Raw genomic sequence first — 19,650 nt, 5'->3', positions numbered from 1 at the left:
GCCTGCGGGACTGGATCTGGTCTCCCACATGCCTCCTTGTTAACAGCTCTCGAAACGAGAACCGTCGGACCGCACCTCGGCGGTCGCTCTTCAGGCGAAATCGCGTTTGGCGACTTCGCTCAGAATCTGTCCTAGCACCTGCTCGACGGAAAGATCGGTAGAGTCCAGCTGTACCGCATCGTCTGCCGGCTTCAGCGGAGCCACTTCACGTTGGGTATCACGCTCATCGCGCACCCGTATCTCATCGAGAAGACTCGCGAGATTAACATCATCACCCTTGGCCTTCAACTGCAGGAAGCGCCGACGTGCCCTTTCCTCGGCACTGGCGGTGAGAAAAATCTTCAGCGGAGCGTCCGGAAAGACCACGGTCCCCATGTCTCGCCCATCCGCGACGAGCCCGGGCGGCTCACGAAAGGCCTTTTGACGCTGTAAGAGTGCATCTCGAACGACCGGTAGTGCGGCCACTTGGGACGCACCCGCACCGACCTGCTCGTTGCGAATCGCGCTGGTGACGTCCTCCCCTTCGAGAATGATCTGCATACCATGGCCGTCCCCAGCTCCGAACTGGACGTCAAGATGAGCCGCGAGCAGCTTCAGCGCTTCTTCATTGGTCAAATCGACCCCGTGGTTGCGGGCTGCGAAGGCAAGCAGGCGATAAAGTGCCCCGGAATCAAGAAAATTCCATCCCAGCTTTGCAGCCAGCAGCGCCGCCACCGTGCCCTTGCCGGACCCGCTAGGGCCGTCAATGGTTATGACCGGAACCTGTCTGATCATGAATCAGCCTCCACAGTCACCCGCATTCCGGCCCGTTCGGCCAGCGCCAGGAAGTTCGGGAACGAAGTGGCGACGTTAGCGCAATCGTGGATGCGTATCGCAGCACCGGCACGAAGCGCAGCGACACTGAAAGACATCGCAATTCGATGATCGCCGTGCGCCCAGACCTCGCCACCACCGAAGGCAGCGCCGCCTTCGATGATAATCCCATCCGGGGTCGGTGTAGCCTGCACGCCGAGCGCTTGCAGACCATCGGCCATCACCTGAATGCGGTCGGACTCCTTGACTCGCAACTCTTCGGCACCACGCAAGGTCGTCCGGCCCTCGGCACAAGCCGCTGCGACAAACAGCACCGGGAACTCATCGATGGCGAGCGGGACGAGGTTCTCCGGTATCTCGATACCCTTGAGCTGAACGGCACGCACCCGTATATCCGCAACCGGCTCGCCGCCTACTTCACGCTGGTTGGTCAATTCGATATCGGCACCCATCAGCTTGAGAATGTCGATGACGCCGGTACGCGTCGGGTTTATCCCAACGTGTTCGAGGGTGATGTCCGAACCTTCTGCAATACTGGCAGCGACCATGAAGAAGGCGGCGGAAGAAATATCCGCAGGCACTTCGATCTGCGTGGCGTGCAGTTTGTGGCCAGATTCGACAGCAGCGGTGCTGCCCTCCACCATAACCGGATAACCGAAGCCCTGGAGCATCCGCTCGGTATGGTCACGGGTGGGCGCCGGCTCGGTCACGGACGTCCTCCCTGCAGCATACAGTCCTGCCAGCAACAAGCAGGACTTGACCTGAGCACTGGCCATCGGCATTTCGTAATGCATCCCGGAAAGCTTCTGCCCGCCACGAATGGTCAACGGCGGGCGCCCCTCGGCGGCCGTCTCGATCACTGCACCCATATCACGCAGGGGCTTTGCGACGCGATTCATTGGGCGCTTGGACAGAGAAGCATCACCGGTCAGCGTGGTGTCGAACGGCTGCGCAGCCAACAAGCCGGACAGCAGACGCATCGAGGTCCCGGAATTACCGAGATAGATCGGGCCTGGCGGAGCCTTCAAGCCATGCAGGCCGACGCCATGGACGGTCACGCGTCCCTGATTCGGCCCCTCGATCACCACACCCATGTCGCGGAATGCCTGAATGGTTGCCAGGGCATCCTCGCCCTCGAGAAACCCTTCCACTTCGGTGATTCCATCGGCAAGCGAGCCGAGCATGATCGACCGGTGGGAAATGGATTTGTCGCCTGGTACTCGAAGTGTGCCGCTAAGGCTGCCGCCAGAATTGGCGAGGAAGATCAGATCTTTGGAATGCATAACGTCCACATAGGCTCTGCGAGCCAGTATTTTGCTGAAATGTTCCCGGGCAGCCCTGGCGCGCGTGAACACGCCCAACAACGTATGCCCGTCTCCTTCATCGACCGCGGCGCGTAGCGCATCGAGGTCGGCACGAAAATCATCGAGGGTATGCAGCACGGCCTCGCGATTGGCGAGAAAGATGTCGTGCCACATGACCGGATCACTACCGGCTATACGGGTGAAATCACGAAACCCGCCTGCCGCATAACGGAAAATCTCCAGATTCTCGTTGCGTTTGGCCAGTGAGTCCACCAGACCAAACGCCAACAGGTGAGGCAGGTGGCTGGTCGCTGCAAGCACTTCGTCATGATGCTGAACAGCCATATGCTCAACATCAGCACCCAATGCGCGCCACAAGCCGTCGACAAGCGTCAGCGCGGCCGGATCGGTGTCCTCCAACGGCGTGAGGATCACCTTGTGGCAACGGAAAAGCGTGCTTTCGGCAGCGGTAATGCCGCTCTGTTCCGAACCCGCTATTGGATGGCCCGGCACGAAACGAGGCGGCATCCGCCCGAACCGCTCACGAGCACAACGCACCACGTTGCCCTTGCCGCTGCCTACATCGGTGAGCACCGCGTTTCCGAGATCCAGCGTCGCAAGCTCCGCCAGCAGCCGTTCCATCGCGAGGATCGGGACGGCCAACTGAATCACGTCCGCGCCGTGGCAAGCGTCTGCAAGGCTATCTGCGCAGCGATCCACCACGCCGAGTTCGACGGCAAGCTCGCGAGAACGGGCATCGAGATCGAAGCCGACCACCTCATTACACAGCCCACGCTCACGCAGCCCTTTAGCGAACGAGCCACCAATCAGGCCGAGACCGATCACGGCCAGCCGGCGTACCTGAGGGACGTCAGCGCTCGTCGATCCAGTGTCGCGGCTCAACGCCCGAGAGCCTTGCGCAGGGCGTCGAGAAACCGTGCATTCTCGGCTTCGGTTCCGATCGACACACGAAGAAAAGTTGGCATTCCATAGCCAGCCATAGGTCGAACGATAACGCCATCGCGCAGCAACGCCTGGTTGATCGGCGAGGCGTCACGGCCAAAATCAACCGCGATGAAGTTCCCCCTGGACGGTATCCAGTCCAGCCTCAGCTGTTTGAAGCCCATCTCGAGCTGCTGCATACCAGCGCTATTACACGCCCTGCTTTGAGACAGATATTCGGCATCGTCAAGCGCGGCGCAGGCGGCGGCAAGGGCGAGGCTGTTGACGTTGAATGGCTGGCGAACACGATTCAGCACATCGGCAATCCGCGCCGAACAGATTGCATACCCCACACGCAACGCAGCCAGGCCGTAGGCCTTGGAGAAGGTGCGGGACACCAGCAAGTTGGGATGCGAAGCCAGAAAGGTCAATCCATCCGGCAGCTCGCCACCCTCTGCGTATTCGATATAAGCCTCATCCAGCACAACCAGAACGTGCGACGGAACACTGGCGAGGAAGCTGCCGAGCGCGTCGGCATCGAACCAGGTGCCAGTCGGGTTATTGGGGTTGGCGATGAACACTACACGGGTATTCTCATCGATAGCCGCCTGCATGGCGTCGAGATCGTGCCCCCAGTGCTTGGCTGGGACAGCCCTCGCCTGCGCGCCGACGGCCTGGGTAGCAATCGGGTAGACCGCAAAGGCGTGCTCACTGAATACCGCATTGAGCCCAGGCGCGAGATAGGCCCGAGCGAACAACTCGAGAATATCGTTGGAGCCGTTGCCGAGGGTGACCTGGGAGGTATCGACGCCGTATCGCTCGGCCAATTTCTGCTTGAGCACAAAACCGTTGCCGTCGGGATAGCGGGTCAACTCGTCGAGCTGCGCTCTGATCGCAGCGATGACTTTCGGACTGGGGCCCAGTGGATTTTCGTTGCTGGCCAGCTTGACGATGGTCTGCGGATCGAGATCGAGCTCCCGAGCCAACTCGTCAACGGGCTTACCGGGCACGTAGGGCGACAGCTTCTGCACGCCTGGCTGCGCCAGGGCGAGGAAATCACAGGACATATTCAGCTCCGCTGAAGCTGAAAACTTGAAACTTGAAGCTTGAAGCTTGAAGCAATCCGCATTGCCCAAAGTTCCAGCTTCCAGCTTCCGGCTTCCAGCTGCTTATTAAAGTACCGCCTTGGGATACGACCCCAACACCTTCAACGCCACCGCTTCACGACCGATCTTCTCCAGAACGTCCTTGATCAGCGGGTCCTGGTGGTGGCCGATGCAGTCGATGAAAAATACATAGGTCCATTTACCGCTGCGCGAAGGGCGGGTTTCGATCCGCGTAAGATCAATGCCGTTGGAATGGAATGGCATCAACAGTTCATGTAGCGCGCCAGGTTTGTTGCGCATGGAAACGATGATTGAGGTTTTGTCGTCACCGGTAGGCGGTACTTCCTGGCTACCGATGATCAGGAAGCGCGTGGAGTTGTCCGGACGGTCTTCGATCTTTTCGGCAATCTTGCTCAGGCCGTAAAGCTGAGCGGCCATGTCACCGGCGATCGCTGCGGAGTTCCACTCGCTCTTCACGCGCTTGGCCGCATCAGCATTACTGGAAACTGCTACGCGTTCGACGTTCGGATAATGGGCATCCAGCCATTTGCGACATTGCGCCAGCGACTGCGCATGGGAATAGATGCGGGTGATGCGGTCGGTCTTGGTCGTCTCACCCACCAGCAAGTGATGGTGAATACGCAGCTCGACCTCGCCGCAGATGACGATGTCATGCTCGAGGAAGCTATCCAGCGTATGGTTGACGGCGCCTTCGGTGGAGTTTTCCACCGGCACCACGCCGAAGTTCACCGCACCGGCAACCACTTCTCGGAAAACTTCGTCGATGGCCGCCATCGGCTTACTAACCACCGAGTGACCAAAATGCTTGAGCGCCGCCGCCTGCGAGAAGGTACCTTCAGGGCCGAGATAGGCGACCCGCAGCGGCTGCTCCAGTGCCAGGCATGAGGACATGATTTCGCGAAACAGGCGCGCCATCTCCTCGTTGTCCAGCGGGCCTTTGTTCAGCTCCATGATGTGCTTGAGCACCCAGGCTTCGCGCTCGGGACGATAGAACACCGCTTCCTCGCCTTCGGCCAGCGAAGCCGTTTTGACACGGGCCACGTCCTGGGCGCAACGGGCGCGCTCGCTGATCAGCTCGAGAATCCGCTCGTCGAGACTGTCGATGCGAACGCGTAGCGCCTTCAGCCGGTCGGCATCACTCATCAGCCGTGCTCCTTCTCGAATTTGCGCATGTAGGCGACGAGCGCCTCCACGGCGTCCAGCCCGACCGCATTGTAGATAGAGGCACGCATACCGCCGACCGAGCGATGACCTTTCAAGTTGAGCAGGCCGCGCGCATCGGCCCCTGCCAGAAAGGCCTTGTCGAGTTTTTCATCGGCCAGCCTGAACGGCACGTTCATCCACGAGCGAGCGTTGCTGGCAATCGGGTTGGAATAGAAGTCGCTGGAGTCGATCACGCCGTAAAGCAGGTCTTTCTTGGCGCGATTGCGCTGCTCCATCGCTTCGACACCGCCCTGTTCCTTCAGCCACTCGAACACCAGGCCGGAGAGATACCAGGAAAACGTTGCCGGCGTGTTGTACATGGAACCGTTGTCGGCTGCGATCTTGTAATCGAGCATGGTCGGGCAACTGGAACGCGCGCGACCGAGCAGATCCTCACGCACAATCACTACCACCAGACCCGACGGGCCAATGTTTTTCTGCGCCCCGGCGTAAATCAGACCGAATTTCGACACATCGATGGGGCGCGACAGAATGTCCGAAGACATGTCGACCACCAACGGCGTGTCACCCAGTTCAGGCGTCCAGTCGAACTGCAGTCCGCCGATGGTTTCGTTACTGGCGTAATGCAGATAGGCCGCGTTGTTGCTGAGCGCCCACTCGTTCTGCCCCGGAATCGCGAAGTAGTCGTAGGGTTTGGCGCTGGCAGCGATATTGATATGACCGAAGCGCTTGGCCTCTTCGATACTCTTGCGCGACCAGATACCCGTATCGATGTAATCGGCGACGCCATCGTCCGGTAACAGATTCAACGGGATTTCGGCGAATTGCTGGCTGGCGCCACCCTGCAGAAACAACACTTTGTAGTTGGTGGGAATGTTCAGCAAATCGCGCAGATCCTGCTCAGCCTTCTCGGCGATGGCCGTGTATTCGTCGCTGCGGTGGCTCATTTCCATCACCGACAGGCCTCGGCCCTGCCAGTCAAGGAGTTCAGCCTGGGCGCGCTGCAGCACAGCTTCAGGAAGCGCGGCCGGACCGGCACAGAAATTAAAGGCGCGTTTGCTCATCTTCGTTCTCTCAAAAACGGTCGATACCATGCTCGCTCCGCCCGTCGCCGAGGCGCTCAGGTCAAGCGCTTGCAATTTCTTCACCCGTAGCGGGTTGCCGATCGAACACGCGCGGCGCCCTTGGGCGCCGCAATCTGTCGAATCAGTTTTCGTCGTCGGTGGGCACTACATCCGGCGGAACGTCCCCACCCCCGCCAAGCAGCTCGTCCTCGCTAGGCTCGGTGCTGACGACAGGCATTTCCTTATCCAGCGCCTCGTCATCGAGAACCGCCTCGATATCTTCCAGAACATCCTCTTCGGATGGTTCCTGAACCCTTTCGAGACCAACCAGATGCTCGTTCTTGCCCAGCTTGATCAGCGTTACACCCTGGGTATTGCGCCCCAGTGATGAAACCTCATCGACACGCGTACGCACCAGTGTGCCCTGATCGGAAATCAGCATGATTTCCTCGCCCTGCTGCACCTGAACGGCACCGACCAGCGGACCGTTGCGCTCATTGGTCACCATGGCGATGACCCCCTGACCACCACGACCGCGACGCGGGAACTCATCGATCACCGTGCGCTTACCGTAGCCATTGAGGCTCGCGGTGAGGATCTGCGCATCGGACTCGGGAATCAGCATGGAAATCAGACGCTGGCCTTCCGGCAGGCGCATGCCACGAACGCCGCGGGCGGTACGGCCCATGGTACGAACGTGTTTCTCCTTGAAGCGGATCACCTTGCCACCATCGGAGAACAGCATGACTTCGCGTGCACCATCTGTAACCGCAGCGGCGATCAGCGTGTCGCCCTCCTCCAGACCGAGCGCGATCAGGCCGACGCTGCGTGGACGACTGAATTGCGAAAGCGGAGTCTTTTTAACGGTGCCCTTGGCGGTCGCCATGAAGATGTAGGTACCGGTCGGCTCGTCCACCGACTCGTCGGCGTCCTCACCGTCGAGCGACTCTTCCACTTCATCGCTTTCGCTGATGATTTCAGCGTCTTCGATATCGTCATCACCGTTCAGCTGCTGCTGACGCGCTGCCTCGATATCGACCTGCAGCATCGCGGTGATGTGCTCGCCTTCGGAAAGCGGTAGCAGGTTCACCAGTGGACGACCGCGCGAGGTGCGTGAGGCTTCGGGAATTTCGTAGGTCTTGAGCCAGTACACCTTGCCCTTGCTGGAGAACAGCAGCAGCGTGGTGTGGCTGTTGGCGACCAGCAGATGCTCGACGTAATCCTCTTCCTTGACGCCGGTCGCCGCCTTGCCGCGACCGCCACGGCGCTGTGCCTGGTAGGCCGCCAAAGGCTGCGACTTGGCGTAGCCGCCATGGGAAATCGTGACGACGCGTTCTTCTTCGGTGATCAGGTCGGCCAGTGTCAGGTCCAGGCGCGCTTCGAGGATCTCGGTGCGGCGGGCGTCGCCGAATTCGGCCTTGACGCCTTCCAGCTCCTCGCAGATGACTTCCATCAGGCGCTCGGGACTGGTCAGGATCCGAATCAGCTCGCCGATCTGGGCCAGGATTTCCTGGTACTCGCTGAGCAGCTTCTCATGCTCGAGCCCCGTCAGGCGATGCAGACGCAGATCGAGGATGGCCTGCGCCTGTTCCGGCGACAGGTAGTAACGGCCATCGCGCAGCCCGTATTGCGGATCGAGGTCTTCCGGGCGGCAGGCATCGGCTCCGGCGCGCTCGACCATGGCTTCCACCGCACTGGATTCCCAGGCGGTGGCGATCAGCGCGTCCTTGGCTTCGGCCGGCGTCGGCGAGGCTTTGATCAGCGCGATGACCGGGTCGATATTGGACAGCGCGACCGCCTGACCTTCGAGGATATGGCCGCGTTCGCGCGCCTTGCGCAGCTCGAATACCGTGCGGCGCGTCACCACTTCACGGCGGTGGCGAACGAAGGCTTCCAGCAGCTCCTTGAGATTCAAGGTGCGCGGCTGACCGTCGACCAGCGCCACCACGTTGATGCCGAACACGCTCTGCAGCTGCGTCTGGGCATAAAGATTATTGAGAATAACTTCCGGCACTTCGCCGCGGCGCAGCTCGATCACTACGCGCATACCGTCCTTGTCAGACTCGTCGCGCAGCTCAGTGATGCCTTCGAGCTTCTTCTCCTTTACCAGCTCGGCGATCTTCTCGATCAGACGCGCCTTGTTCAGCTGATAAGGCAGCTCGGTAATGACGATCTGCTGACGACCGCCCACCTTGTCGATGTCTTCGATGGTCGAGCGGGCACGCATATAGATGCGACCGCGGCCGGTGCGATAAGCCTCGATGACACCAGCACGGCCATTGATGATGCCTGCGGTCGGAAAATCCGGACCGGGGATATGGGTCATCAGCTCATCGATGGTGATATCCGGATTGGCGATCAGTGCCAGACAGCCATCGATGACTTCGCCCAGGTTGTGGGGCGGAATGTTGGTTGCCATTCCCACCGCGATACCGCTGGAACCGTTGACCAACAGGTTCGGGATCTTGGTCGGCATGACCGCTGGAATCTGCTCGGTGCCGTCGTAGTTCGGCACCCAGTCCACGGTTTCTTTGTGCAGATCGGCCAGCAGCTCGTGAGCCAGCTTGGCCATGCGCACTTCGGTGTATCGCATGGCCGCCGCGCTGTCGCCATCGACCGAACCGAAGTTGCCCTGGCCATCGACTAGCAGGTAGCGCAGCGAGAATGGCTGCGCCATCCGCACGATGGTGTCATAAACCGCCGAGTCGCCGTGAGGGTGGTATTTACCGATCACGTCACCGACCACACGGGCGGATTTCTTGTACGGCTTGTTCCAGTCGTTACCCAGCTCGCTCATGGCAAAAAGCACACGGCGATGCACGGGTTTCAGTCCGTCGCGCGCATCCGGCAGCGCACGGCCGACGATTACACTCATGGCGTAGTCGAGGTAGGACTGTTTGAGTTCGTCTTCGATATTGACCGGGAGGATTTCTTTGGCCAGTTCGCCCATGGAAGCCTGGTTCCTTATAGTCAGCAGGGTCCTGCGATTAAGCGCGGGATAGTATCACAAGGCGGGAGGTCGCTGGAGGCCGGAGGCGTAACGAAGAAGCGCTCGCCGAGGCCAACAAAATTCAATTACTGCCGCCCTAGCCTCCAGCCGCTTTAGTCATCTTGCGCCTTAATGCAACCGCTTGCGGCTCATCAGGGCCGCGAGTTTAGCCGCGCTTGGTCGCTCGACCACACCCTTCTCGGTCACGATGGCATCGATGAGATCCGCCGGGGTCACATCGAATACCGGGTTGAAGGCATCGACCTCCGCCGCCAACCGTTGGCCGTTCACTTCCAGTAACTCGCTTCCGGCACGTTCCTCGATAGGAATGTCGTCACCAGATTCCAGCTCCATGTCGATGGTCGAACTGGGCGCCACGACCATGAACCGCACCCCGTGATGCATGGCGAGTACTGCGAGCTGATAGGTACCGATCTTATTGGCGACGTCGCCATTGGCGGTGATCCGGTCGGCTCCGACGATCACCCAGGTGATGCCGCGCGTTTTCATCAGGTGTGCGGCAGCCGAATCGGCATTCAACGTCACCGGCACGCCTTCGCCCGCCAGCTCCCATGCAGTCAGCCGGGAGCCCTGCAGCCAGGGGCGGGTTTCATCGGCATAAATGCGCTCGACAAGCCCTTCCAGATGCGCAGCACGGATCACGCCGAGGGCGGTGCCGAAACCACCAGTGGCGAGCGCACCGGTATTGCAGTGGGTGAGCAGGTTCTGCGGATTGCCTTGGTGCTTGCGGATCAGGTCGACGCCGAACTGCGCCATGGTGAGATTGGCTTCGCGGTCACTGTCGTGAATGGAGGTCGCCTGGGCCTCGGCTGCGATCAGCGGATCTTCGCCCGGCTTCAAACGATCGAGCCGTTCGCGCATCTGATTCAATGCCCAGAACAGATTGACGGCGGTCGGGCGTGAGCCGGCAAGCACCTCAAAGTCTGCTTCCAACGCCGCGCGCCAGTCACCTCCCTCGGCAAGCCGCGCCCTGAGTCCCAGAACCAGTCCATACGCCGCGCTGATCCCAATCGCTGGCGCGCCGCGCACGACCATCTCACGGATAGCCTTGGCGACAGCCGCAGCAGAATCATAGGTGTGCCATAGCTCTTCCAGCGGCAGCTTGCACTGATCGAGCAAACGCAACTGCCCGTCCCGCCACTCGATAGCCTTCACCTTTTCTGCGGCCAACAAGCGTTCGCGCATGGCAATCCTCTCTGTTCTTGACTAGCACCCCGGATCACCAGGGATAGAACCGGCCCGCTCATGGCTACGAGCCGGCGCATGAAAAAGCCCGGTCATCCTCGAGCCGGGCTTCAACATTCGGCATGAATATGCAGCGTCATTCGACCTCGCACTCATACCCGGGCGCGAATCCTAATCGACTGATTTTTTCAGCACAAGCAAAGCTCATCTGCCGCACTCGATACGGAGCGGATACAGTGATCAGCGGCATTAGGCGGATGGCGGCGGCTACGTTCTGGATTTCAGTTTTAGTTTGAAAAAGCGTTCTTCATCGTTTCACCTTGACCTGTAGTCGACAGCCAGAATACTGTACCGATATACAGTATTAGGATTATTCACTGCCATGACGTCCGTGGTCGCCCTCAACCACCTGATCGATACGCGCCGGCTCTGGCGCGGCCAGACCAAAGTCCTTACACCTAACGCCCAGCCAACCGGGCATGCTGCGCTGGATGACGTATTACCCGGCGGCGGCTGGCCTGAATCGGCATTGAGCGAGATTCTCTTCGCCACTACCGGAATCGGCGAGTTACGCCTGCTTTGGCCCACCCTGGCGCGCCTCACCGCCGCCGGCGAGCGCGTAGTGCTGGTGGCTCCGCCCCATGTGCCTTATCCCCAGGCCTGGCTGACTGCCGGCATAGATCTGCGTCAGCTGTTCATTATCAACGCACGGGGCCGTGACGCCTTGTGGGCTACCGAACAATGCCTGCGCTCGGGCAGTTGCGGTGCGGTGTTGTGCTGGCCGCAACAGGTTGACGATCGCGCTCTGCGCCGCCTGCAGGTCGCGGCCGAAACAGGCCAGACATTGGCCTTCGCTTATCGTCCGCTACGCGAAGAGGTCAATCCGTCCCCAGCAGCGCTGCGCCTGGCTGTCGAAAACCGACCGGCGCAACTGCGCGTCCTCAAGTGCCGAGGTGGCCTGCCCAGAACGCTCCCCATTCCCGCTGCGGCGTTGGGCTGAGGTCCTCATGCTTTGGGTCTGCATATTGCTGCCTCAACTGGCCATGGACGGCGTGCTGCGAGGCCGAGACGATGCTGAATCGCCGCTGGCGCTCTTGAGCGGCACACCACAACGCCGCGTGCTGCAGGCAGTCAACCCCGCTGCACGGGCTCTGGGCCTCAAGCCAGGACAATCGTTGATCGCTGCCCAGGCGCTGACTCACGCCTTCGCCACGGCTGAATATGACCTGGCGTCGATCGAGCGTTGGCAGCAATTTCTCGCCGCCTGGGCCTATGGCTTTAGCTCGCAGGTCAGCCTGCACTATTCGCGTTGCCTGCTTTTGGAAGTGCAATCCAGTCTCGGCCTGTTCGGCCCCTGGCCTCGCTTGGAGGCACGCCTGCGCGAAGAATTGAACACGCTGGGTTTTCAGCATCGCATTACCCTGGCGCCAAACCCTGCCGCCGCGCGAGTCCTGGCCAACGCGCATGACGGTCTGGCGGTGATGGATACCGAAACGCTGCCTGGCGTGCTCGCTGCATTGCCGGTAGAGCGCATCGGAGTGCCCCGTGAAGTGGCAACCGCCCTTGTGCGCATGGGGCTTCGGACCCTTAAGCAGGTGATTGAAATGCCACGCGATGGTTTGACACAGCGATTTTCAACCGGCGCGCTGAAGCACATCGACACCCTACTCGGCCATCAACCACTGGCGCTGGACTTTTATCGACCGCCAGATGTGTTCGATGCCCGGCTTGAACTGAACTTCGAAGTCGAGTCGCATCAGGCATTGCTATTCCCGCTGCGACGCCTGACAGCCGATCTCGCCGCCTACCTGGCCGGACGCGACAGTGGCGTGCAGCGCTTCGCTTTGCACCTGGAACACCGCAACCTGACAGACAGCCAAGTACCGGTCGGCCTGCTCAGCGCCGAGCGTGATCCGGCCATGCTGTTCGAACTCACCCGTGGGCGCCTGGAAAACTTGCAATTATCGGCCCCGGTATTGGCGATCCGCCTGACAGCACGCGAGCTACCCGCCTTCACCCCAGCGCACCGCGAACTGTTCGAAGAACGGCCACAGCAATCGTTGCCCTGGGAGCAACTGCGCGAACGTCTGCGCGCCCGGCTGGGTGACGATGCCGTGCAGGAACTCGGCGCTCGTTACGACCATCGCCCCGAGTGCGCCTGGCGGCCGCAGCACGCCGACCGTAACGAACCTCCATTCAGCACCGCTCCACGCCCCGGCTGGCTGCTGGCCGAATCGAAGCCGTTGCACGAAGCCTCATTGCGTATTCTTGCTGGCCCCGAGCGAATCGAGTCCGGCTGGTGGGACGGCGGTGACATGCGCCGCGACTATTACCTGGTGGAAACCCGCTCAGGCCAGCGTGGCTGGGCCTTTCGTTCGATCACGGACGGGGGGCCGCTGTCGTTGCACGGTTGGTTCGCATGACAGCCGACTATGCCGAATTGCACTGCCTGTCCAATTTCAGCTTTCAACGGGGCGCCTCCAGTGCCCGTGAATTGTTCGAGCGCGCCGTCCGCCTTGGTTACCGGGCCTTGGCCATCACCGACGAATGCACCCTGGCCGGCATCGTGCGCGCCTGGCAAGCCTCGAAGGAGGTTGGCCTGCCATTGATCATCGGCAGCGAGGTTCAGATCGAGGGCGGACCGAAGCTGGTTTTGCTGGCGGAGAACCTGACCGGCTACCAGGCACTATGCCGGCTGATCACCCGCGCCCGACGCCGCGCGGAGAAAGGTCGCTATCAGCTGCTGCCTGAAGATTTGAGTGAGCCGGTAGATGGACTGCTGGCTATCTGGCTCCCTCAACAAGCTGACGCCGACGCCGAAGGTCTTTGGTTGCACGAACGCTTTAGCGCGCGCCTCTGGCTGGGTATCGAACTGCACCGTGGGCCAGACGACAGGCTGCGCCTGGAGCAATGGCAAGCCTTGGCGGCGCGCCTGAACATCCCTGCTGTGGCGTGCGGCGATGTACATATGCACGCCCGCGGCCGTCGCGCCCTGCAGGACTGCATGACCGCGATTCGTCATCACTTGCCGGTATCCGAAGCCGGGCGCTATGTGTTTCCCAACGGCGAACGGCACCTGCGTCAACGCGAAGACCTGGCCCAACTCTATCCACCCAAGCTGCTCGCCGAGACGCTGCGCATTGCCGAGCGGTGCCAGTTCACGCTTGACCAATTGCGCTACCAATATCCCCACGAATTGGTGCCCACCGACCATAACGCCACCTCCTGGCTGCGCAAGCTGGTCGAGGACGGCATCCGCCAGCGCTGGCCGGACGGGGCAACGACGAAAGCCCGCGCACAGATCGAACATGAGCTGCAACTGATCGCTGAACTAGAGTACGAGAATTACTTCCTCACGGTACACGACCTCGTTCGCTTCGCCCGCAACCACAAAATTCTCTGCCAGGGCCGCGGCTCGGCGGCCAATTCCACGGTGTGCTTCGTGCTCGGCATCACCGAACTCGATCCAGCGCACACCAGGCTGCTGTTCGAGCGCTTCCTCTCGCGCGAACGCAAGGAGCCGCCGGATATCGACGTCGACTTCGAGCATGATCGTCGAGAGGAAGTCATCCAGTACGTATTCCGCCGCTACGGTCGTGATCGCGCAGCGCTGACCGCCGTGGCCAGCACTTACCACGCCACAGGTGCCCTGCGTGACGTGGCCAAGGCGCTCAGTCTGCCGCCGGATCAAATCAATGCACTGGCCGATTGCTGCGGACGCTGGAGCGACCGGGTACCCGACCACGAGCGCCTGCGCGAAGCCGGTTTCGATCCCGACAGTCCAGTGCTGCGCCGGGTATTGGTGCTGACGGGCGAATTGATTGGCTTTCCCCGTCACCTGTCCCAACATCCAGGCGGCTTCGTCATCTCCGAACATTCGCTGGAAACACTGGTACCGGTCGAAAACGCCAGCATGGCCGAACGCACCGTGATCCAGTGGGACAAGGACGATCTCGACCTGGTCGGACTGCTCAAAGTCGATGTACTCGCCCTCGGCATGCTCAGCGCCCTACGCCGCTGCTTCAATCTGATCGAACATTATCGCGGCACGCGCTGGACCATAGCCACCCTGCCCCAGGAAGACCGGGCAACCTATGACATGATCAGTCGCGCCGATACCGTCGGTGTGTTCCAGATCGAATCGCGGGCACAGATGGCGATGTTGCCGCGGCTGCGCCCCAGAACCTTTTACGATCTGGTGATCCAGGTCGCCATCGTGCGGCCGGGGCCGATTCAGGGCGACATGGTTCACCCCTACCTACGTCGGCGCAATGGTGAGGAACCCGAAGATTATCCTTCCGAAGAACTGAAGCCGGTTTTCGAACGCACCCTCGGCGTGCCGCTTTTCCAGGAACAGGTGATGGATCTGGCGATGGTTGCAGCCGAATACACCCCTGACGAGGCCGACAATCTTCGCCGTGCCATGGCGGCCTGGAAGCGACATGGCAGCCTGGAGCCGCATCGCATACGGCTGACCGAACGCATGCTTGCCCGTGGCTACAAAGCTGAATTCATCGCCCGTATCTTCGAGCAAATAAAAGGATTCGGCAGCTACGGCTTTCCCGAATCCCATGCCGCCAGCTTCGCCCTGCTCGCCTACGCCAGCAGCTGGCTGAAATGCCACGAACCGGCTGCCTATGCCTGTGCGCTGATCAACAGTTGGCCCATGGGGTTCTACAACCCCGACCAGATTCTTCAGGATGCTCGCCGGCACAAGGTGGAGATCCGGCCCGTGGATGTCCGCCACAGCGATTGGGATTGCAGCCTGGAGCCGAGCGGCAGCGAGCAACCGGCTATCCGCCTGGGCTTGCGCTTGGTACGCGGTTTTCGCGAAGCGGATGCACGACGCATCGAGGCGTCCCGTCAGGCTCGGCCATTTGCTGACACCCATGATCTATGCACGCGTGCCGGGCTGGATATCCGTGCTCGGGAGCACCTGGCCGACTCTGGCGCTCTGCGAGACCTCGCAGGCCATCGCCACCGGGCCCGCTGGGCGGTGGCAGGGTACGAGCCACAATTGCCCTTATTCGCTGGTCGACCTCCACAAAATGAAGTTCCGCCCCCCTTGCCGTTACCCACGGTCGGTGAAGATCTGCTGACCGATTACGCCACGCTCGGCACCACGCTGGGTCCACACCCACTGGCGCTGCTACGTGATCAATTGAGAGCAAAGCGCTGTCGCAGCTCTCAAGAGCTGGTCACCATCGAGCCTGGCCGCCCTATCAGCGTTGCCGGCCTGGTCATCGGTCGCCAACGCCCACAAACCGCCAGCGGAATCATCTTCGTCACGCTGGAAGACGAGTTCGGCATGATCAACGTCGTCGTCTGGCGCAACCTGGCAGAGCGCCAACGGCGCGTATTGATCCAGTCGCAGATGCTGCGAATCGATGGTCACCTGGAGTCGGCTAACGGAGTACGCCATGTCATTGCCGGACGCTTAAACGACCTCACAGCGTTACTGACAGGGTTGGATGTACGTAGTCGAGATTTTCAGTGACACGCGGCGATGGAAGTGCACATCAAGACCGTAGCCGAGCAGAAGCCTCAACGATTGAGTCGCTAGGCCAAAATCAGCAAATACGTTCCGCCAGCCTTGATCTAACCCCGGCCACCTCGACCCCGCCGATTATCGCACCCGGCGTATTCCCAAGGCCGGGTTCGCTTCACGATCCCAATCAGGGAAGCGGGTTACCGAGACCAGGCTCGTTCGGGTCATAAATGTTTGGCTCGCTACCGCTAGGGGTATCTGAATCCGACACACCAATCGGCCGTTCAGCCGGATTTCCACGATTGCCAGGGCCTCTTTGCACGTCTGGATTATCAGTAATGAAATCCGGCTCGGGGGAGTGACTCGGGTTCTGACTTTGCCCTGGGACCGGCTGCTGATCATGGGGCCTGTCGAGTGGATCAATGCTCATGGGCTATCTCCGATTGAGTTTGATGGCTCTTACGTTTGAAATAACCCAACCATGTTCGTGCAGTCCGCACGTCGACTAATACGGCACCTGGCTTCGTGGAACTGTTCTGACTGTATCGAGCCGGTAGCCCCCCAGCACAAGGGGGCCGATTGCCGGATTGCGAAACGAAGCCACAAGGCTCGACTCAACACTCAACCATCAGGGTCTAACGACTATCCCAACGCCTCGACCACGAGGGTCCGACGCGGTTTGCAGCGTTTTTCCATCCACCCGTATCGCCTGGATATCACCCATAGACCAGCCCTGATCTTCAAGTATGTAGCCCATGGCCTTCAGCTCGTCCGCAACCTCGCCCGCTAACGGTGCGTAGGCGTCGTAATAGATAGTGTCCTTGGGCAGTAACTGATGATGTACGCGCTGTGCGGCCACGGCTTTCTCCAGGGGGAGGCCGAAGTCATAGACGTTGTTCAGCACTTGGAAGATGGACGTGAATATCCGCGAGCCGCCGGGCGTACCGAGCACCAGGCTTACCTTTCCATCGCGCATGACGATGCTCGGGCTCATAGAAGAAAGCATGCGCTTGCCCGGCTCGATGGCGTTGGCATCACTGCCAACCACGCCGAAGGCATTTGCAACGCCCGGCTTTGCGCTGAAATCATCCATCTCATCGTTGAGCAGAAACCCAGCCCCCTGGACCACGACCCCGCTGCCGAAGTCCCAGTTCAGCGTGTAGGTATTGCTGACCGCATTCCCATCGGCATCGACGATCGAGAAGTGTGTGGTTTGCCGTGGTTCCAAGCCAGGACGCACCTTTTCGGTCGCAGAGATGGCCGAAGGGTTGATCTCGGCCGCGCGCTGCTCCAGATAGTCAGGAGCGATCAGTTGAGCTACCGGCACGTCGGAAAAGTCTGGATCGCCAAGATAGTCGGCACGGTCGGCAAAGACCCTCTTCTCGATTTCCGCCAACAAATGGATGTAGCGCGCCGAGTTCAGCTCAACCGCCTTGAAATCTTCAGCACGCCGTTCCTTGATGCCTATCAGCTGAGCCAGCGCAATGCCGCCTGAGCTGGGCAGCGGCGCGGTGTAGAGACTGTTGCCCTGCCAGTCAACGCGCATCGGCTCGCGCCACTTGATGCGGTAGTCGGCCAAATCCTCTTTGGTAATAAGCCCGCCGTCGCGCTGCATCTGGGCGACCAGTAGCCCGGCCGTCTTGCCTTTGTAGAAATCGTCGGCGCCTCGGTCGGCGATGCGCTCCAGCGTCTCGGCCAGCTCTGGCTGGCGGAAGTTAGCTCCTGGACTCATGGTGCCGAAGTAGTCTTCGAAATTGGTCTTGTCGTTGAAAAGCCCGATGGCGTCCTCACGGTACTGGAACTGCTGGTCGGCCACCTTGAAGCCTGCCCGCGCATAGCCAACTGCAGGTGTTATTAACTCGCTCCAAGGCAGTTTGCCAAAACGTCGATGCGCCTCCCACATACCCAATACGGTCCCCGGAACGCCCGCTGCCTTGGCGCCGACCAAACTGAGATTCTCGATCACCTCTCCCTTGTCATCGAGGTACATGGTCTTGCTCGCTGCCTTGGGCGCGACTTCACGGTAATCCAGGAAATAGGGATTGCCGTTCATGTACAACGTCATGAATCCACCACCGCCGATATTACCGGCCTCGGGATAGGTAACGGCAAGCGTGAAGGCTGTCGCCACCGCTGCATCCACCGCGTTGCCCCCGCCCCTTAATACTTGCGCGGCGACCTTAGCGCTGTACTCGTCAGGAGCCGCGACCGCACCGCCTTCGAGGCTAGCTCCGAGAGCGGCATGACTGGTGACAACAACCGCCACACAAAGGGTCAGTTTGGATAGGTGGAGGGGATGCATAGTGACCATTCCTTCTTATTGTGATGAGAACGAGCGCCGGCTGCTTGGCAGGCGCTGGCTGATAGTCAGCTTAGAAGAAGGTGGGCACAGGGTGTCGCTCGCTGCAGACAGATGTCGGAACCGTTCGTTATGCGGATGCTGGTAGACAATCGGGGCAAGACGGAGAGGTGTCACGCCCGGACGTCCCTACGGCAATCCCGACGAGCGCCGCAACGCTATGCCTGTTCTTTACGTGAAAGGAAAATGTGTACTGGGGAAAGAAAGAAGGGTTCTGCTGGGCCAGTCACTACTGGTCCAGCTGGTTGCGGCCGCCAATAATGTCTCTGCCACCGACTCATGCGCACCCGCTCGATAAGAGGAGGCAGGATAGGAAAAAAGCCGGTTTACTCGGAAAATTACTAAGACAAAAACAACAAAGCCACCCGAAGGTGGCTAAGTTATTGAAGTATATGGTCGGGACGGAGTGATTCGAACACTCGACCCCTTGCACCCCATGCAAGTGCGCTACCAGGCTGCGCTACGCCCCGACTGTTGCCATCAGCACTGCTGAAAGCGGATCGAACTATACATTAAGCATCTGAATATGTGAAAGTTTTTTGTGCAGGAGCACTTAATTCTTAAGGAGTTGAAGCACATCCTCAAGTTCGGTAATCACTTGCCGGATCAGTTGTTTGTACTGAGTGGTGTCGTCTCGGGCCTCATCACCAGACATTCGCTGACGAGCCCCACCGATAGTGAATCCCTGTTCGTATAGCAGCGACCGAATCTGCCGGATCAACAAGACGTCCTGACGCTGGTAATAGCGCCGGTTACCACGCCGCTTCACCGGGTTCAGCTGGGGGAACTCCTGCTCCCAATAGCGCAGCACGTGTGGTTTTACCGCACAAAGCTCACTTACCTCACCGATAGTGAAGTAGCGCTTGCCAGGTATCGTCGGCAATTCGTCGTTATGACTTGGTTCCAGCATACGCTTCGACTCTGGCTTTTAATTTTTGGCCTGGCCGGAATGTCACGACACGACGCGCCGTGATTGGGATTTCCTCGCCGGTTTTCGGATTACGCCCAGGGCGCTGTCGCTTATCGCGCAAGTCAAAGTTGCCGAAACCGGACAACTTTACCTGTTCGTTATGCTCGAGCGCCTGACGGATTTCCTCGAAAAACAGCTCGACCAACTCCTTGGCCTCGCGCTTATTCAAGCCTAGCTCTTCATATAGACGTTCCGCCATTTCAGCTTTCGTCAGAGCCCCCATA

At 60.1% G+C, this 19,650-nt stretch carries 13 protein-coding genes and 1 tRNA gene; 3 read left to right on the top strand and 11 right to left on the bottom strand.

The window, feature by feature from the left end:
• Positions 1-90 precede the first annotated feature (90 nt).
• The 7 genes from cmk to mtnA all read right to left on the bottom strand — a co-directional run bounded on the left by cmk (position 91) and on the right by mtnA (position 10,609).
• Positions 91-774, bottom strand: a complete 684-nt coding sequence (gene cmk, locus V6943_RS11085; RefSeq protein WP_340553487.1) for a (d)CMP kinase — start codon at positions 772-774, stop codon at positions 91-93.
• Positions 771-3,020 (bottom strand): bifunctional prephenate dehydrogenase/3-phosphoshikimate 1-carboxyvinyltransferase, encoded by a 2,250-nt coding sequence (locus tag V6943_RS11080; protein ID WP_340553486.1) that lies wholly within the window; start codon positions 3,018-3,020, stop codon positions 771-773. The genes cmk and V6943_RS11080 overlap by 4 nt, the downstream gene beginning before the upstream one ends.
• On the bottom strand, positions 3,017-4,126 hold the full coding sequence (hisC, locus tag V6943_RS11075) for a histidinol-phosphate transaminase (protein WP_340553485.1): 1,110 nt from the start codon (positions 4,124-4,126) through the stop codon (positions 3,017-3,019). The genes V6943_RS11080 and hisC overlap by 4 nt, the downstream gene beginning before the upstream one ends.
• 105 nt (positions 4,127-4,231) lie before the next feature.
• A complete protein-coding gene (gene pheA, locus V6943_RS11070) occupies positions 4,232-5,329 on the bottom strand; it encodes a prephenate dehydratase (protein WP_131648519.1) in 1,098 nt (365 codons plus the stop codon).
• Positions 5,329-6,414 (bottom strand): 3-phosphoserine/phosphohydroxythreonine transaminase, encoded by a 1,086-nt coding sequence (serC, locus tag V6943_RS11065; protein WP_131648518.1) that lies wholly within the window; start codon positions 6,412-6,414, stop codon positions 5,329-5,331. The genes pheA and serC overlap by 1 nt, the downstream gene beginning before the upstream one ends.
• Positions 6,415-6,556: 142 nt before the next feature.
• Positions 6,557-9,364, bottom strand: a complete 2,808-nt coding sequence (gene gyrA, locus V6943_RS11060) for a DNA gyrase subunit A (protein WP_340553484.1) — start codon at positions 9,362-9,364, stop codon at positions 6,557-6,559.
• 168 nt (positions 9,365-9,532) lie between these two features.
• A complete protein-coding gene (gene mtnA / locus V6943_RS11055) occupies positions 9,533-10,609 on the bottom strand; it encodes an S-methyl-5-thioribose-1-phosphate isomerase (RefSeq protein WP_340553483.1) in 1,077 nt (358 codons plus the stop codon).
• Positions 10,610-10,991: 382 nt separating this feature from the next.
• On the opposite strand from mtnA, the gene imuA reads away from it, so the two are divergent.
• The 3 genes from imuA to V6943_RS11040 are packed head-to-tail and all read left to right on the top strand — an operon-like array spanning position 10,992 to position 16,106.
• Positions 10,992-11,609 carry a translesion DNA synthesis-associated protein ImuA gene (gene imuA, locus V6943_RS11050; RefSeq protein WP_131648515.1) on the top strand — a complete coding sequence of 206 codons (618 nt, stop codon included), beginning with the start codon at positions 10,992-10,994 and terminating at the stop codon, positions 11,607-11,609.
• A gap of 7 nt (positions 11,610-11,616) precedes the next feature.
• Positions 11,617-13,032, top strand: a complete 1,416-nt coding sequence (locus V6943_RS11045; RefSeq protein ID WP_340553482.1) for a Y-family DNA polymerase — start codon at positions 11,617-11,619, stop codon at positions 13,030-13,032.
• The gene (locus V6943_RS11040; protein ID WP_340553481.1) at positions 13,029-16,106 is read left to right on the top strand and encodes an error-prone DNA polymerase; all 3,078 of its coding nucleotides are present in this window, start codon (positions 13,029-13,031) and stop codon (positions 16,104-16,106) included. The genes V6943_RS11045 and V6943_RS11040 overlap by 4 nt, the downstream gene beginning before the upstream one ends.
• 619 nt (positions 16,107-16,725) lie before the next feature.
• On the opposite strand, the gene ggt is transcribed toward V6943_RS11040, so the two are convergent.
• The 4 genes from ggt to ihfA all read right to left on the bottom strand — a co-directional run bounded on the left by ggt (position 16,726) and on the right by ihfA (position 19,649).
• Positions 16,726-18,399, bottom strand: coding sequence for a gamma-glutamyltransferase (gene ggt / locus V6943_RS11035; RefSeq protein ID WP_340553480.1), 1,674 nt, complete (start codon positions 18,397-18,399; stop codon positions 16,726-16,728).
• 450 nt (positions 18,400-18,849) lie between these two features.
• Positions 18,850-18,926 (bottom strand) — tRNA-Pro (locus V6943_RS11030).
• 83 nt (positions 18,927-19,009) lie between these two features.
• Positions 19,010-19,366, bottom strand: coding sequence for a MerR family transcriptional regulator (locus V6943_RS11025; RefSeq protein ID WP_131648511.1), 357 nt, complete (start codon positions 19,364-19,366; stop codon positions 19,010-19,012).
• Entirely contained in the window at positions 19,347-19,649 is a 303-nt protein-coding gene (ihfA, locus tag V6943_RS11020; RefSeq protein ID WP_003282572.1) for an integration host factor subunit alpha, read from the bottom strand. The genes V6943_RS11025 and ihfA overlap by 20 nt, the downstream gene beginning before the upstream one ends.
• Position 19,650: the final 1 nt, after the last annotated feature.

The organism is Pseudomonas sp. CBC3, from assembly GCF_037967085.1.
Classification (GTDB): domain Bacteria; phylum Pseudomonadota; class Gammaproteobacteria; order Pseudomonadales; family Pseudomonadaceae; genus Stutzerimonas.
This window is presented reverse-complemented; position numbering and strand designations above follow the sequence as displayed.